General features: G+C 40.8%; 14 protein-coding genes. 2 read left to right on the forward strand and 12 right to left on the reverse strand.

Annotation, left to right across the window (positions count from 1 at the left end; translation table 11 throughout):
* Positions 1–38 precede the first annotated feature (38 nt).
* From galE (AC2EXB_RS14300) to AC2EXB_RS14320, 5 genes are all read right to left on the reverse strand, one after another.
* The gene (gene galE / locus AC2EXB_RS14300; protein ID WP_483602079.1) at positions 39–1,022 is read right to left on the reverse strand and encodes a UDP-glucose 4-epimerase GalE; all 984 of its coding nucleotides are present in this window, start codon (positions 1,020–1,022) and stop codon (positions 39–41) included.
* A gap of 135 nt (positions 1,023–1,157) precedes the next feature.
* Positions 1,158–2,219: a UDP-glucose 4-epimerase GalE gene (gene galE, locus AC2EXB_RS14305; RefSeq protein ID WP_483602080.1), complete on the reverse strand. Its 1,062-nt coding sequence runs from the start codon at positions 2,217–2,219 to the stop codon at positions 1,158–1,160.
* Between the two features lie 197 nt (positions 2,220–2,416).
* The gene (locus AC2EXB_RS14310; RefSeq protein ID WP_483604757.1) at positions 2,417–2,887 is read right to left on the reverse strand and encodes a VanZ family protein; all 471 of its coding nucleotides are present in this window, start codon (positions 2,885–2,887) and stop codon (positions 2,417–2,419) included.
* A gap of 66 nt (positions 2,888–2,953) precedes the next feature.
* Entirely contained in the window at positions 2,954–3,961 is a 1,008-nt protein-coding gene (locus AC2EXB_RS14315) for a GNAT family N-acetyltransferase (RefSeq protein WP_483602081.1), read from the reverse strand.
* Positions 3,962–4,012: 51 nt separating this feature from the next.
* Positions 4,013–4,918, reverse strand: coding sequence for a GNAT family N-acetyltransferase (locus AC2EXB_RS14320; protein WP_483602082.1), 906 nt, complete (start codon positions 4,916–4,918; stop codon positions 4,013–4,015).
* A 337-nt stretch (positions 4,919–5,255) separates the two neighbouring features.
* Between AC2EXB_RS14320 and AC2EXB_RS14325 the strand changes: the two genes are divergently transcribed.
* Complete coding sequence (locus tag AC2EXB_RS14325) at positions 5,256–6,257, forward strand: GNAT family N-acetyltransferase (RefSeq protein ID WP_483602083.1); 1,002 nt, start codon at positions 5,256–5,258, stop codon at positions 6,255–6,257.
* Between the two features lie 72 nt (positions 6,258–6,329).
* Here the strand turns inward: AC2EXB_RS14325 and AC2EXB_RS14330 are convergent, their stop codons facing one another.
* Positions 6,330–6,674, reverse strand: coding sequence for a hypothetical protein (locus AC2EXB_RS14330; RefSeq protein WP_483602084.1), 345 nt, complete (start codon positions 6,672–6,674; stop codon positions 6,330–6,332).
* Between the two features lie 266 nt (positions 6,675–6,940).
* On the opposite strand from AC2EXB_RS14330, the gene AC2EXB_RS14335 reads away from it, so the two are divergent.
* A complete protein-coding gene (locus AC2EXB_RS14335; protein WP_483602085.1) occupies positions 6,941–7,903 on the forward strand; it encodes a GNAT family N-acetyltransferase in 963 nt (320 codons plus the stop codon).
* A gap of 77 nt (positions 7,904–7,980) precedes the next feature.
* Here AC2EXB_RS14335 and AC2EXB_RS14340 read toward each other — a convergent pair whose 3' ends face one another.
* The 6 genes from AC2EXB_RS14340 to AC2EXB_RS14365 form a co-directional block, all read right to left on the reverse strand.
* Positions 7,981–8,403, reverse strand: a complete 423-nt coding sequence (locus tag AC2EXB_RS14340) for a hypothetical protein (RefSeq protein WP_483602086.1) — start codon at positions 8,401–8,403, stop codon at positions 7,981–7,983.
* 527 nt (positions 8,404–8,930) lie between these two features.
* Positions 8,931–10,154: a MalY/PatB family protein gene (locus AC2EXB_RS14345; protein ID WP_483602087.1), complete on the reverse strand. Its 1,224-nt coding sequence runs from the start codon at positions 10,152–10,154 to the stop codon at positions 8,931–8,933.
* Between the two features lie 202 nt (positions 10,155–10,356).
* Complete coding sequence (locus AC2EXB_RS14350; RefSeq protein ID WP_483602088.1) at positions 10,357–11,187, reverse strand: aldo/keto reductase; 831 nt, start codon at positions 11,185–11,187, stop codon at positions 10,357–10,359.
* A 24-nt stretch (positions 11,188–11,211) separates the two neighbouring features.
* Entirely contained in the window at positions 11,212–12,198 is a 987-nt protein-coding gene (locus tag AC2EXB_RS14355; protein ID WP_483602089.1) for a 2-hydroxyacid dehydrogenase, read from the reverse strand.
* Positions 12,199–12,213: 15 nt separating this feature from the next.
* Entirely contained in the window at positions 12,214–13,362 is a 1,149-nt protein-coding gene (gene dgoD / locus AC2EXB_RS14360) for a galactonate dehydratase (protein ID WP_483602090.1), read from the reverse strand.
* On the reverse strand, positions 13,363–14,853 hold the full coding sequence (locus AC2EXB_RS14365) for a tripartite tricarboxylate transporter permease (protein WP_235196926.1): 1,491 nt from the start codon (positions 14,851–14,853) through the stop codon (positions 13,363–13,365). It abuts the gene before it with no gap.
* Positions 14,854–14,856: the final 3 nt, after the last annotated feature.

A 14,856-nucleotide genomic window follows, 5' to 3' on the forward strand; every position in this document is an offset into this window, starting at 1 on the left:
GACTGCTATTTTCGCTGAAAGGTTTCGTTGAATTCTTTTTAAATTTGGCGATTAAGGCTCTTGCTATGCCAATTCCATGCGCTCTTAATAATTTCTTCTAATTTGTATTTCGGCGTCCATCCAAGAATATCCTGGATTTTTTGAGAAGATGCGACTAGCACCGCAGGATCTCCAAGACGGCGTTCCGTATAATCGATTACTGCTTTTTTGCCAGACACTTTCTCACAAAGGTCGATCACTTCTTTTACCGAATAGCCGGAACCATTGCCGAGATTGAAAATTTCATTCTCTACAACGCCTTTGACTAAGCCTTCATATGCCAAGATATGCGCGTTCGCTAAATCAGTGACATGGACATAGTCCCGGATGCAAGTTCCGTCTGGAGTCTCATAGTCGGTTCCGAAAACGGAAATCTTTTCACGCTCTCCAAGAAGGTGCTGCAAGATGATCGGTATCAAATGGCTTTCGGGATCATGGCTTTCCCCTATCTCCCCGGAAGCGTGGGCGCCTGCTGCGTTAAAATACCGTAAAATGACGTATTTGAAATCATGGGCTTTAGCGGTATCTGCAAGAATCCGTTCAACCATCAATTTCGAACGGCCGTATGGATTGATCGGCTGCGTCGGATTGTTTTCTGTGATAATCGCAGTTTCGGGAATTCCATATGTAGCTGCTGTAGAAGAAAAGATAAACTTGTCCACACCGTATTCAACCATCTTTTTCAAAAGCATGATGGTGGCCCCAACATTATTTTGATAATACTTTAAAGGCTGTGTAACAGATTCACCAACTAGGCTATTGGCTGCGAAGTGGAAGACTGCTTCAATATTGTGTTCTGTGAATACTTTATCCAAGGTTTCCTCATCACCTAAGTCTCCGTTAATGAATGTTGCTTTTTCGTTCAGAAGGAAAGGAAATCCCGTGGTCAAATTATCCAGTACAACGACATCATACTTTCCGATCAACTCTTTTACCGTATGGCTGCCAATATAGCCGGCGCCTCCGCAAATCAATATGGACATCGAATTCCCCTTTATTTTTTCGACATTTAGTTTTTACAAAATATGTGAAAAGCATAGCATATTTTCAAAGGGAATGGGTAATTTCCCTCGAATAAGGGGCAGCGTGAAATCACTGCCCCGCTCAAGCATTCAAATTTAAAAAGCTTTATCCAGCTCCCTCCCTAAAAAAGCGGCAGCGGGATGTGTGGATTCTTTGTAGCCAAAGGGATTTTTCGCTTGCCAGTTCCAAGAGTCCCTACACATCTGCATTAAATCTCTTTCTGCTTTCCAATCTAAATACGATTCAGCTTTTGATGGATCCGCATAATAAGATGCTGCATCCCCACTCCGGCGAGGGGCAATCTGATAAGGAATATCAATACCCGTAGCTAAAGAAAAAGTCCGGATCAGGTCGAACACGGAATAGCCTCTTCCAGTGCCTAAATTGAATGTTTCAAGTCCTTTATGCGTTTCTAAATAGTCCAAAGCTTTTACATGTCCTTTTACAAGGTCGACAATGTGGATATAATCACGAACACCGGTTCCATCATGCGTTTCGTAATCATCACCGAAAACTTGCACGACTTTCCGCCTTCCAACTGCCACTTGTGTAATGAACGGCATCAGATTGTTCGGCTTGCCTTTTGGTTCTTCACCGAGCAACCCGCTTTCATGTGCTCCGATCGGATTAAAATAACGAAGCACAGCAATGCGCCATTCGGGATCCGAGGCGATTAAATCTTGAAGAACTTCTTCCGTCATCGACTTACTGCGGCCATACGGATTGGAAGCGCCGAGAGGCGATTCTTCGATGAGCGGCATTTCATCCGAGACATCGTAGACCATAGCCGAAGAGCTGAATATTATTTTTTTGACCCCATGCTTCTTCATGATTTCACATAAGTACAAGGTGCCTCCTAAATTGTTCCGATAATAGGCTAGCGGGTCAGTTTCCGATTCAGCTGCCGATTTTAACCCAGCAAAATGCATGACAGCTGAAATCGGATGCAAAGAAAAAATTTCGTTCAATTTCTTATAATCCAATAAATTGACTTGATAGAAAGGAAAGTCTTTGCCTGTAATCCCTTTAATGCGCCGGATCGCCTCACTCTGACTGTTGATCAACGTATCGGCAACCACAATTTCATGTCCCGCTTCCAGTAATTCAACTGCTGCATGGCTGCCAATGAATCCAGCTCCGCCCGTTATAAATATCATAGTGGTCCTCCTCCTATCCAAGGATTTCTAATGAATCTCTATACTAAATGACTTAGGTTAAATTAAAGTTAAATAGTCTAAATTATCTAAAAACTTTAAAAAGGGTAGGTTGTTAGATAGCTTTCACTGTAAATAATAGAAAAAATATTTAACATAAAAAAATCGTTCCCTTTTGCAGGAACGATTTTTAGCGAACTTCAATTTAATGATTGGGAAACCCGCTTAGAGAAGAACCATTTTCTAATGAGCCAAAATAACAGTAAACCGGTTGCAGCTCCCGCGCTGTCTATCCCTACGTCCCGTATTTCTCCGCTTCTGCCAGGGATAAAAAGCTGATGGAATTCATCGGACATTGCGTACGCCGCAGCAATCAAAAAAGCATATGCATAACTGCGGAATCCTCCTGCACCACTTTTTTGCAATGCATTGAGCGCCAAGATCCCTAGCAATAGGTAGGCGATAAAATGTGCACTTTTGCGAACGATAGTATGCAGCGTCTCTACTGAATCTCCGAGTGCCGGCGAAATCTGCTCAGCCGCTGCAATGATTTTTTCCGTAATGAGGGAACTTAATTCACCTGATTCACTACCAGGCTGATGGGACAAGAAAAAAATGACGGCCATCCAAATCAGGACAGCTGCCCAAGCTGCTATAGGTATATTTTTCATCAATCGATTAGCCTCTTTTTCCAAATGTTTGGCTTTATTATACCATCTCCCTGGCCTCCTTTCTCTTCAACTCATCGTTTTTTCAGGTTTAGCAGTCATCCGGTAAGCTTGCGGGGTGCTCCCGTTCTTTTCTGCACCCACCATTTCACATAAATGAGCGTATCTTTCGGGATGCCAGATGCGATGGCCTGTGAAATAGTCCAACTCTTCGCTTTTGCTGAATTTCTTTTTAAACTGATAGAGTTTATCGTCGGGCTCTCCCGTTCTCCCGCCGCCATGATGGATTCGCTCATAGCCATGTTCCTTTCCCCATTGTGCAAGGGCATATTGCAGGACATAGGCCGGTGCTAGCCGGTGATATTCTCTTAACGTCCCGGTAAGGTGCGCATGGATGGAATTGCCGCAAGCAAAGCTGATGCTCATGCCAATTGTTTTCCCTTCGTACAACACTTCTACTGTGACAAGATATTCCCCTAACAGTTTCATGCAGTTTTCAAAGTATTCATCATCAAAATAGTAAATGGAATCTGCATCATTCCGGTTCATCGTCAAATAATAGATTTTTTTAAAATCATGAAGATCGTCTGGATTTTGAACCACTTGGAATTCAACACCGGCTCTGAGCGACTGTCGAATGTCCCTTCTGCATGACGAGGAATACTCATGCTGGATAGGATCATCAAACTCTTTTAACTGTGTCTGGATGGTCTTTCTTTTGAAATGGATATCGTAGCAGTCTTTAAAATCAGCTGCATTATTGAAAAGCGGATGAAATCGAACAAATTCGCATACGATTTTATTTACTTCACAGTAATGCTGAAAAGCCGCTTCGTATTCTTTCACAAGTTCTTTTCTGTAGCCTTCTTCACACTCAACAATGATTGGACCCCCGTAGCCATAAGGAGTCGTCAAGTCGTAGTATGGTCCACCTTCGATTTCTATTGGAATTTCCCTTTTGATAAATAGATTCTTAATGATTCCTTGTGGCCCTTCGTAGGAAAATTCTTCAGCAATGCCGCCTTCGACGTTTTCATAGAGCCGTGCATAATCTTTTTTGAAATAGATATCTTCCATACTTAAAACCTCTTTTCTTCTCTCTCTTTAGATAAGCTTCTATTCCCACTCTTAACCCCGGTACAGTGGGAAATAGCCTGGATATTTAATTCCCTGCGTTGCCTTTTTCGCTTCCGATAATTGCTCATAAGCTTCCTGCATGCGGATTTTCTTCCCCATCAAAAGCTCTAAAAACGGTGCTTTTGTAAAGTTCTGCTTAAAGCGGTAAAGGTTCTCATCAGAAGCCCCTCCAAGATGAAATTCCTTTTTGCCATTTTCGACTCCCCACCGGCAAGCTTCGGAAATTACGAGGCTATTCCCTGCCAGTGGATAGGCCGCAGGATCATTTGCAGCTAAGTGGTAATGCATATAATCTCCGTGATGAAGAATGAGAGATGAGGAGATGTAGTTCCCTTCATGAATCGCATTAATGAAAAATTGCTTTCCACTGAACACTTCAAACGACGCGTGCAGGGAATCCAGACTGAAAAGATAATAGTCGCCAATGTTATTTTTTTTGGCCGTCAGCTCATAGAGCCGCTGAAATTCACTTGCGCTTTCGCCAATGAAATCCAGTTCGATGACGACATTATTTTTAGCCGCTTTTCGCACTTGTCTTCTGCTCTGGGAAGAAAATTGCTCCATAAAATAATCTTCCCCAGTCAAATCGATATAGACCGTATATCCGTTATCGCGAAACTCATAATAATCTTCAAAATCCAGTCGATTTTTTAACCATGGGTTGAATCGGATATACTCGCTGACAATCTTATGATCTTCACAATACTGCTGGAATTGCTCTTGGAAGACTGCAGCTAAACACTGCCGCTGCCCATCTTTGCATTTCAAAATAATCGGTCCACTAAATCCGTAAGGCGTGATGATATCGAAATAGAGTGCACCGCTTATCTGTACCGGCGTTGGCCTGACGATAAACTGGTGATAGACATGTCCGATGTCATTCTTTATTTCAAACATACGCCATTCACCGCCTATCTCTTTTGTCTCAAAAAATTTCCCCCACTCTGGTAAAAAATAAATATCCGGCACTTGCACGTTCACTCCATCATTCCTTTCCAAAAACAGGATAAATAAGCTAATTTCTATCAATTAATTTCTAAAATGTTTGAAAAGAGTATATCATAAAGGTTTATATTAAATACAGATAATTCTGAATACATTATTGAAATTTTAGCTGAAATGCATTTAAATATAGTTTGAGGGACATCTAACTATTCATTTGCCTAATTCAACTTTCCGCTTATACTATGTGTAATTCTAAGGTTTACTATTTTAAGAAATGAGGGTGATTGGATTGCCAGACATCTATTTTGATGAAGCTTATGGAAAACTTTATGAAGAAATCGAAGGCGGTGTCTGTGAAACTTTTGAATTCACCCACCCGCTTGGCAGCGTTAGGCACCTATTTATCAAACGAAAAATTGATATTGAACTGGATGGCATTTGCTATTACGATTTAACGACGCCTTATGGATATGGCGGACCACTTATGCACTGTGAGGAAAAATCCAATCGACCGCTTATAGCGAAAGAATTTCAAAATGCGTTCCAGCAATACTGCCAAGAACAGAATATCGTCAATGAATTTATCCGGTTTCATCCCGTCTTTTCAAACGAAAAAGATTTTGAAGAGGTGTATAAATTAGTTTGGAGAAGAAAAACAATTGGCACCAATATTGCCGATTTTGAAAATCCGGTTCAAAGCGAGTTTTCAAAGTCGGCGAAAGAGAATATTAAACGGGCAGCAAAGGCTGGAATCGAGACTCGTGTGACTCGTCACCCGAAAAGTTTAAAACTGTTTAGAGAGTTCTACTATAAAACCCTGCAAAAAAACCAGGCGGAAGACATCTACTTTTTCACAGATGATTATTTTGATAAATGCCTGGCACTTCTCGGGCCTTCCATTTTGCTGATTGAAGCCATCTATGAAGGTGAAGTGATCGGCATGATTTTAAATTTTGTCCATGGCGATTATGTCCATATCCATTTATCCGGTACGCTTCAAGAAACGATTCACTTATCGCCCGTTTACATAATGATGCAAACTCTCACCATTTGGGCGAAAGAACAGAATATGAAACTGATCCATTCCGGCGGCGGCAGAACATCAAGTCCTGATGATAAACTATTCCAATTTAAAAAGCGGTTCGGCAAACATACGGAATTCAATTATTATTTCGGCTATAAAATATGGAACCCAACTGTTTATGAACGTTTGATGGAAGCAGTTGAAGCGGTTCCAAACAGCCCTTGCTTTCCGGCTTATCGGGCTCGGCTAACTAAGGAAGTAGGATAAAAAAGACGCAAGATGGGTTATTCTCCCATCCTGCGTCTTTTTTCTATGGTTGAAGTTAACTATTGCCTTGAATTAATGAAGCATCTCTTTTTTTAATTCCTTCATTTTCTTATCGTATTCTTTCTGGATCGCACCTGAGAGGAGATGGTTGAAAACAATCGGGATCGCCATCATGAAAACAGCTGCAAGAAATAGATTTAGTCCCAGATGAGCATGAAGAATGCCGAAAATCACAAAACTGAAAGGAGCGACCCCAAAAACAGTGGCAAGCGATAAAAACAATTTCATCGACTCGAATTTTCTGCGTTCCCGCTGTGCTGAACGTGAATATGTATCTTCCGGGTTCTGCACCTCACTTGCGTGCAAGCCTTTCATGTATTTCTTTTCAATCATAGGCAAGAATACATCTCTGTTCATCAATAATCCCCCTTTGTCAGTTTTACGTCGATGGCAAGCTCTTTGTTAAGATCAGACTGAGGCTAAAGAAACTAAAGAAGTTATTTCCTAGTGCTATAATATCATATTATTTGAAAATTAGAACTACTTTATAAAGAATATTTCTTCTTTTCTTCACTCAATTTATAGCCAATGAATATTAAACTGAATTTTCAGTTTAATTTATAAAGAATTTAGTATATACTTAAATCAATATGTTTTTTCAATCTCATTAAAGGAGCGAATTCATGACTTTAAAAGATATTTATTTTGAAAAGCCTTACGCCCGTTTATATGAAGCCATTGAAAAAGGAATTAGCGAGGTATTTGAATTCCAACACCCATTAGGGTCGATCAGACATTTGTACATTCGATGCGAATTGGAAACGAGGCTGTACGGACAAACCTATTATGAAATTAAAACGCCTTATGGCTACGGCGGGCCCATAATATCCGATTGCCTAGAGAGCAACAAGCCTTTTCTAGTAAAAGAATTCCAAGCCGCTTTTCAAAAATACTGCAACGAGCAGCAGATTATCCGTGAGTTTGTGCGCTTCCACCCTGTTTTATCGAATGCAGAAGATTTTGCAGGCTGCTATGACATTTCTTTCAAGCGAAAAACGACCGGGACCAATCTGGAATTATCGGAAGACCCCATCCAAGCCGAATTTTCGAAATCATGCCGAAGGAATATCAAGAAAGCATTGAATAGCGGCGTCAGCTTTAGAGTAACGGTTCGGCCAGACAGCTTAGGTGATTTTATGAAACTTTATTATGAAACGATGAAGCGAAACCAAGCCGAAGAAATTTATTTTTTTGATGAAATTTATTTTGATAATTGCTTGGCATTGCTGCGTGAAAACATTCTGTTGACCGAGGTGTTTTATGAAGGAAAAGTAATCGGAATGGGGATTAATTTTGTCTATGGCAAGCTCATCAGTACGCACCTATCGGGCACTTTAGGAGAGTATCATCACCTTTCCCCTGCTTCAATTCTGCAGTATGCTTTAACCTTATGGGGGAAAGAAAACAATATCTCTTTGATCCACGACGGCGGCGGAAGAACGAGCGACCCTGAAGATTCCCTATTTCTTTTCAAAAAACAGTTTGGGAAAAATACGGAATTCACCTACTATGTCGGAAACAAAATCTGGAATGAAAAAATCCATCATGAATTGAAGGAATCCGAGCAACTCATTCAAGCCAAATAAAAAATAAAAGGCGATTTAAAAGGGCAAAACAAGCCTTTTGAAATCGTCTTTTCATTATTTTTGTTTACGTATTCATATTATGACCAAATGCATCGATAACGTCCTCTTTTATCCACTTGGATGTCATATAGGCGGATCAATTCGCACATACAATAAAATACTTTTAAGTTTTCCATCGAGAAATCTTTTATTTTTTCATCATCTATGTAAGTGACGAGGTTATCGTCTTTTCGGTAAACATATCGTTTTTCTGTAAATAAAGATTCGTTGTAGATAGAAGAACCCTCTTCCAAAGACGTCTGGAACTCTGACCATTTATAAAGGGAGCCTTCAAGATGATCAAACTCCCACGAGAAAATAAGGACAAGGTCATGTTCATCTAGGAAATACACCGTTTCCTCTCGCGTTTTTAACATTTCTTCTACGGTTTCCCCTACAATTTTTTTAAATTTACTTGTATCAAATTCCTCTACTACTGGTTCCCTTTTGAATATAAACATGAATTCCTCTCTCCTACGTAATAAAGTATTTTAATGTTCTCTGGAAAACCCGCAGCAACCTATCAACACGTGCTTTTATTGCTGAATGTTCCCTTTAACTTTTTTATAAAATTAACTTGAATTAATATACAATAAAATATCTCTTTATACTTTTATTTTTTATCTTTACTAGGTATTATATACCTTTTAATTATTTTTTTAGAATAGACTTATATACTCATAAATTATTATTCCTAAAAATTCTTACTAGTTTTATTTTTTATTAATATTTAATATAAAAATCATTTTATTAATATTTAATAGAAGAACCTTTTTTTATTTTATAATTTTCAATAGTTAGTATGATCTGTTGTCTTCTACTAAATGAACAGTTTCTCAAAGGAGAGAATTTCCATAGAGGTAGTTAGTAATACTCGCAATTCAAGATTTACGAGTTAGGAAATTATTTTTCACCTTTAAACTTTTTGCTATATCAATAAAAAACCATCCCCATTTTATAATCGGGGATGGTTTTCTCGTAATCGTTCTTATTTTGCCGCCTTTTTTTCAACGGACTGTTTTTTTGAAAGATCTTCAAACTCCCGGGAAATCCGCTCAAGTGCTTCTTGTATCAATGGACGCGGAGATGGAATGCAGATCCGCTGGTACATCTCCCCTTCTTCCCCGAACATATTGCCGTCTTCAAGCAAGACATTGGCTTTATTGAAAATCCGGTCATGGATTTCTTTTGCGCTGATGTTGTAGCCGCTGAAATCGAGCCACATCACATAGGTACCTTCAGGAATAATCACTTTCACTTCCGGCATATGCAGAGCCAGATAATCTTTGACCATTTGCATCGTGCCATCAACATAATCTTTTAGCTGATCAAGCCAATCTTCGCCATCGTTGTAAACCGAGATCAACGCAGACACTGCAAATGGCGATGGCAGCTGCACCCCCATTTCAGTTGCGAAAGTTGCCCGCAAATCTTCGTTTGTGATAATGACATTCGTACAATGCAGTCCGGCCACATTAAAAGTTTTATTGATGGCTGTGAAAGTGATGAGCTTATCGGTAAACTCAGTGGCTTTCGCCATTGGGATGAATACTTCACCTTTACGGATCAAATCGCCGTGGATTTCATCTGCGACAATCACGACGTCGTGGCGATGGCAAATTTCCGCCATGCGCGCAAGCTCTTCTTTCGTGAAGACGCGGCCAGTCGGATTATGCGGATGGCAAAGGACGAACATCGTCGTTCTCTCCTCTTTCGCCTTTTCTTCAAAATCCTCAAAGTCGATTGCGTATTGCCCGTCTTCCCTTTTGACCATCGCATTGTTGACAACTTTTCGTCCGTTGCCTTCAATCGCTGAAGTAAACGGCGGATAAACCGGTCGCTGGATGATGATGCCGTCGCCCTCACTTGTCAACGCTTTAACCGCTACGTTGAGAGCATGCACAGTTCCCGGGCTGTAGACGATTTCCTTTTTTTCAATCTTCCAGCCATGGCGCGTTTCGAACCAGCGCTGGATCGCTTCGTAATATTCTTCCGGAAAAACGGAGTAGCCGAAAATGCGGTGTTCCACTGTTTTATGGAGTGCATCGACAAGCGGCTGCGGCACCGGCAAATCCATATCCGCTGTAAATAAAGGAATGGTGTCCGCGTCATAGCGTTCCGTCAATCCAAATTCCTTGATCATATCGCCGCCGTCCCATTTCATCGAATAGGTCCCTCTTCTATTTACAAATTCATCGAAATTATACTTCATTTCACTACTCCCTTTCTATTCTATTTCTAGTTTGGCATATGTACGCGCGGCTCGTCTAATCATATACATTTCCACTTAAGCTATTCTTGAAGCATAAGGTGAAATCCTGCTGAGATAAGTCCGCCTCACATTATTTGTTTGAAAATTAACAAAAGAAAATGCTGTATCCGTCTTTAAGAAGGATACAGCATTTGGGTACAGCTTAGAAATTAAACGTTTCAGGATCTGCACCGCTACGGCTGTTGATATTTAAGCCGTTGATTTCTTGCATATCTTCTTCTTCCAATGAAAAATCGAAGATATCTGCATTTTCAATGATTCGATGTTCTTTAATTGATTTGGGAATGGTTAAGACATTATTTTGGATATCCCAGCGTAAAATAATTTGCGCGGGGGTTTTTTGATGCTTTTCAGCAAGCCGTTGAATAACCGGGTCCCCTAGCAATTCGCCTTTTTTCAATGGAGACCACGCTTCTAACTGAATGCCTTCACGTTCACAGAATTCTCGTAGCTCCACTTGCGTCAGATGTGGATGGTATTCAACTTGGTTGATCACTGGCTTAACTTCGCCTTCTCTCAGAATATCTTCTAAATGATGAATATTAAAGTTGCTGACGCCAATCGCTTTGACTTTCCCCTCATGATACAGCTTTTCTAGTGCTTTCCATGTCTCAACATATTTGCCTCTAACTGGCCAATGAATCAGGTAAAGGTCCAAATATTCCAATCCTAGTTTCTCTAAGCTGATATCAAAAGCTTTTAAGGTGTTTTCATAACCATGGTCGCTATTCCAAACTTTTGTGGTAATGAATAAATCTTCTCGAGGAACGCCAGAGTCTTTAATTCCCTTTCCTACTCCTGCTTCGTTATCATAAAACGAGGCTGTATCGATGCTTCGATAGCCATTTTGAATAGCCGCTTTAACTGCCTCTGTTACAACATTTCCGTCTTCCACCTTAAAAACTCCAAGCCCCATAATCGGCATCTTAACTCCGTTATTAAGTGTTACTGCATCTTGTAAACTTTTATACATTTTGTAGCCTCCAATTTTATTAGTTTATTTTTGTTTTGCCATGTCTTTTAATTCTTTGACTAGATTTGGCGGATTTTGCCCTGTAACTCCTGCTACTAAATTATGCGCTGCCGTCATAGCCATTTTGAATCGTGTCGCTTCTGTAGCGGAACCCATGTGCGGCATAGTCACCACATTGTCCATTTTCAGCAAAGGATTGTCTTTATCCACAGGCTCTGTTTCATATACATCAAGGCCAGCTCCTTTGATTGAACCGGTCTGCAACGCTTCGATCAATTCTGCTTCTTTCACAATTTTTCCGCGGGAGCAATTGAAAAAGAAAGATGACGGCTTCATTAAATCGAATTCTCTTTTGCCAATCAGCCCTTCCGTCGCAGAACTAAGTGGGAGCATAACTAAAACAAAATCAGCTTTTTGTAGGAGATCATCCAATTCTGCGTAAACTGCTCCATATTTTTCTTCAGCATCTGGACGCTTCGAACGATTGTTATAAAGTACGTGCATATCAAATCCTAAGGCTGCCCGTTTAGCGATCTTTTCACCAATATTGCCCATCCCAATAATTCCTAAAGTGGCATGGTGAACATCTTGCCCTAAGAAATCTTCGTCGTCTAAACGGGACCAGCTTCCGTCTTTTACGTATTGATTCAACCGCCCTAACTTTCTAGCCGTCATCAAGATTAGTCCCAATGCCAAATCGGCAACACTGTCATCCAGAACATGAGGAGTATTGGTGCCTAACACATTTCGTTTTTTCATCAGTTCATAATCGAAGTTTTCATAACCGGCTGCGACATTGCTGAGAATCTTCAATTTTGGTGCATGATCCAAGAATTCTTCTGAGACTTTCCATTTCGAAATCATTAATCCGTCGACATCAGCAATCTCTTCATATAGAACGTCTTGGGGAATCGCTTCTTTTTTATCCCAAATTTTATACTCGCAGTACTGGGCAATATATTCTTCTACTTCAAGCGGAATCGGTTTAGCAATATATACTTTAGGCTTCATCTTTTCCCCTCCCATTTACCACTCGGCAATGCTGCCATCTTGATGACGCCAAACTGGATTTTTCCAGTTATGGCCGATTTCACTTTGCTGTCTCACGTAAGCTTCGTTTATCTCGATTCCAAGACCTGCACCTTGTGGAATTTTCACATAACCCTCGGTATATTCAAATACAGAAGGGTCTTTAATATAGTCCAGGAGATCGTTCCCTTGATTGTAATGGATGCCCAGACTTTGTTCTTGAATAAAAGCGTTGTGCGCGGTCGCATCTACTTGCAAACAAGCAGCTAAAGCAATAGGGCCAAGTGGACAGTGCGGGGCGAGGGCCACATCAAATGCTTCTGCCATAGTAGCGATTTTTTTGCATTCAGTGATGCCTCCAGCATGAGACAGATCTGGCTGGATAATATCCACATAGCCTTCTGTAAGAATCTGCTTAAAATCCCAGCGCGAGAACATTCGTTCTCCTGTCGCAATCGGAATTGTCGTATGTTTCGCAATTTCTCTCAACGCTTCATTATTTTCTGCTAGTACCGGTTCTTCGATGAACATCGGCCGGAATTGCTCAAGTTCTTTGGCTAAAATTTTTGCCATCGGTTTATGTACACGCCCATGAAAATCGATGCCGATGCCAACATAAGGGCCAACTGATTCTCTGACCGCCGCAACTCTCGCAAGCGTTTGATCAATTTTCTCATAAGAGTCAATGTATTGGAGCTCTTCGGTGCCGTTCATTTTAATCGCTGTAAATCCAGCATCCACAACTTTTTGTGCAGCTAACCCAACATCAGCTGGACGATCGCCGCCAATCCATGAATACACTTTAATCGAATCGCGGCAAGCCCCACCGAGCAATTGGTAGACAGGGGCATCAAAATACTTCCCTTTAATGTCCCATAACGCTTGATCAATACCGGCAATTGCACTCATCAGAATTGGACCTCCCCGGTAAAAACCTGAACGGTATAACATATTCCAATGATCTTCAATTCGTAAAGGATCTTTTCCAATCAAGTACTCCATCAATTCATGGACGCAAGCTTTGACCGTAGATGCTCGACCTTCAATTACCGGCTCTCCCCATCCGATAATTCCTTCATCTGTTTCAATTTTTAAAAACAGCCACCTCGGTGGAACTTGAAACAATTCATAGCTGATGATTTTCATTTATGATTCTCCTTCCGTCGTCGGTTTTTTCACTTTTCTAGTCAACAGCGGAGAAAATAATGTTATAACCGCCAAGATGAGCAAGACCACTGTAATAGGTCTAGTGATAAAGATGTCAAAGCTTCCTTGAGACATTACTAAAGCCCTTCTGAAATTACTCTCCATTAATGGCCCCAGTATAATCCCTAAAATTATTGGAGAGGCAGGGAAGCCGTAGCGCATTAAGAAGTATCCCGCAATTCCTGAAATCAACATGACGAGAACATCAAAATAATTATTTCCAAGAGAATACGCTCCAACTACACAAAGTACTAAAATAATCGGTGTTAATACAGTCGTTGGCACCAGTAATATTTTTGTGAAAAGCCGGATTCCAAATAACCCGACAATCAGAATCATTAAATTTGCAACCAACATCCCGACAAATAATGTATAGACGATCGGACCGTTATTTTCGAACAACATCGGACCCGGCTGAATTCCTTGTACCATTAAAGCACCTAATAGAACTGCGGTAACGGCATCACCTGGAATGCCCAAAGTCAGCAAAGGAATCATTGCGCCGCCAGTCACACCATTATTTGCTGCTTCTGGAGCTGCCACACCTTTCATTTCCCCTTTGCCGAAGCCGTCTTTATTTTTCGAAAAACGTTTTGCTTCGTTATAGGCAACAAAAGCGGCAATGTCTCCGCCCGCTCCTGGAATCATTCCGATAAATGTTCCGATAGCCCCTGAACGAAGGATTGTACCAATTAAAATTTTAAATTCAATCCATTTCAACTTTACTTTTTCAACTACAATTGTAAGTTTTCGTGTCGAGAAAATACTCCCCATCGCCCTGAAAGCTTCCGAAGCAGCGAAAAGCCCAATCATTACTGGTATCAAATTAATGCCGCTTGAGAGATTGACATTATCAAAAGTAAAACGTGGGAAGCCACCAATTGGATCGATACCGATAGTGGCAATTAATAATCCGATAAAACCTGCAATCAGGCCTTTGACCATAGACTTACCAGCAATGCTTGAAATAATGGAAATTCCGAAGACTGCCAATGCAAATGTTTCCGGAGCACTGAATTTCAAAGCGAACGTAGCCAGCTGTGGTGCGATAAAAATTAAAACAATGACACTTAATATACCGCCAATAGCCGAAGAAACTGTTGATACGGTTAATGCTTTATGCGCTAAACCTTTCTTTGACATCGCATAGCCATCTATTGCAGTAGCAGCAGAAGATGGGGTTCCTGGCGTGTTGATCAGAATGGCTGTGATGGACCCGCCGTATACGGCTCCGAAATAGACTCCAATCAATAAGAGAATTCCGGTAACCGGCTCCATTCCAAAAGTGACTGGCAAAATCAGCGCCACTCCCATCGTAGCTGTCAGCCCTGGAAGTGATCCAATTGTGATACCAGCAATAATGCCCATTAAAAGGATGAGCAGTACATTTAATTGAAATACACCTGTTAAACCTTCTAATAATAAGTCCAAACT

It is taken from the genome of Planococcus alkaliphilus (assembly GCF_057031095.1).

Coding starts and splice junctions, on each gene's coding strand:
- AC2EXB_RS14315 (WP_483602081.1), bottom strand. CDS start 3,961: ATGGAAGATATCTATTTCAAAAAAGATTATGCACGGCTCTATGAAAAC.
- AC2EXB_RS14355 (WP_483602089.1), bottom strand. CDS start 12,198: ATGAAGCCTAAAGTATATATTGCTAAACCGATTCCGCTTGAAGTAGAA.
- AC2EXB_RS14330 (WP_483602084.1), bottom strand. CDS start 6,674: ATGAACAGAGATGTATTCTTGCCTATGATTGAAAAGAAATACATGAAA.
- galE (WP_483602080.1), bottom strand. CDS start 2,219: ATGATATTTATAACGGGCGGAGCTGGATTCATTGGCAGCCATGCAGCA.
- AC2EXB_RS14335 (WP_483602085.1), top strand. CDS start 6,941: ATGACTTTAAAAGATATTTATTTTGAAAAGCCTTACGCCCGTTTATAT.
- AC2EXB_RS14320 (WP_483602082.1), bottom strand. CDS start 4,918: ATGTTTGAAATAAAGAATGACATCGGACATGTCTATCACCAGTTTATC.
- AC2EXB_RS14350 (WP_483602088.1), bottom strand. CDS start 11,187: ATGTATAAAAGTTTACAAGATGCAGTAACACTTAATAACGGAGTTAAG.
- galE (WP_483602079.1), bottom strand. CDS start 1,022: ATGTCCATATTGATTTGCGGAGGCGCCGGCTATATTGGCAGCCATACG.
- AC2EXB_RS14340 (WP_483602086.1), bottom strand. CDS start 8,403: ATGTTTATATTCAAAAGGGAACCAGTAGTAGAGGAATTTGATACAAGT.
- dgoD (WP_483602090.1), bottom strand. CDS start 13,362: ATGAAAATCATCAGCTATGAATTGTTTCAAGTTCCACCGAGGTGGCTG.
- AC2EXB_RS14310 (WP_483604757.1), bottom strand. CDS start 2,887: ATGAAAAATATACCTATAGCAGCTTGGGCAGCTGTCCTGATTTGGATG.
- AC2EXB_RS14345 (WP_483602087.1), bottom strand. CDS start 10,154: ATGAAGTATAATTTCGATGAATTTGTAAATAGAAGAGGGACCTATTCG.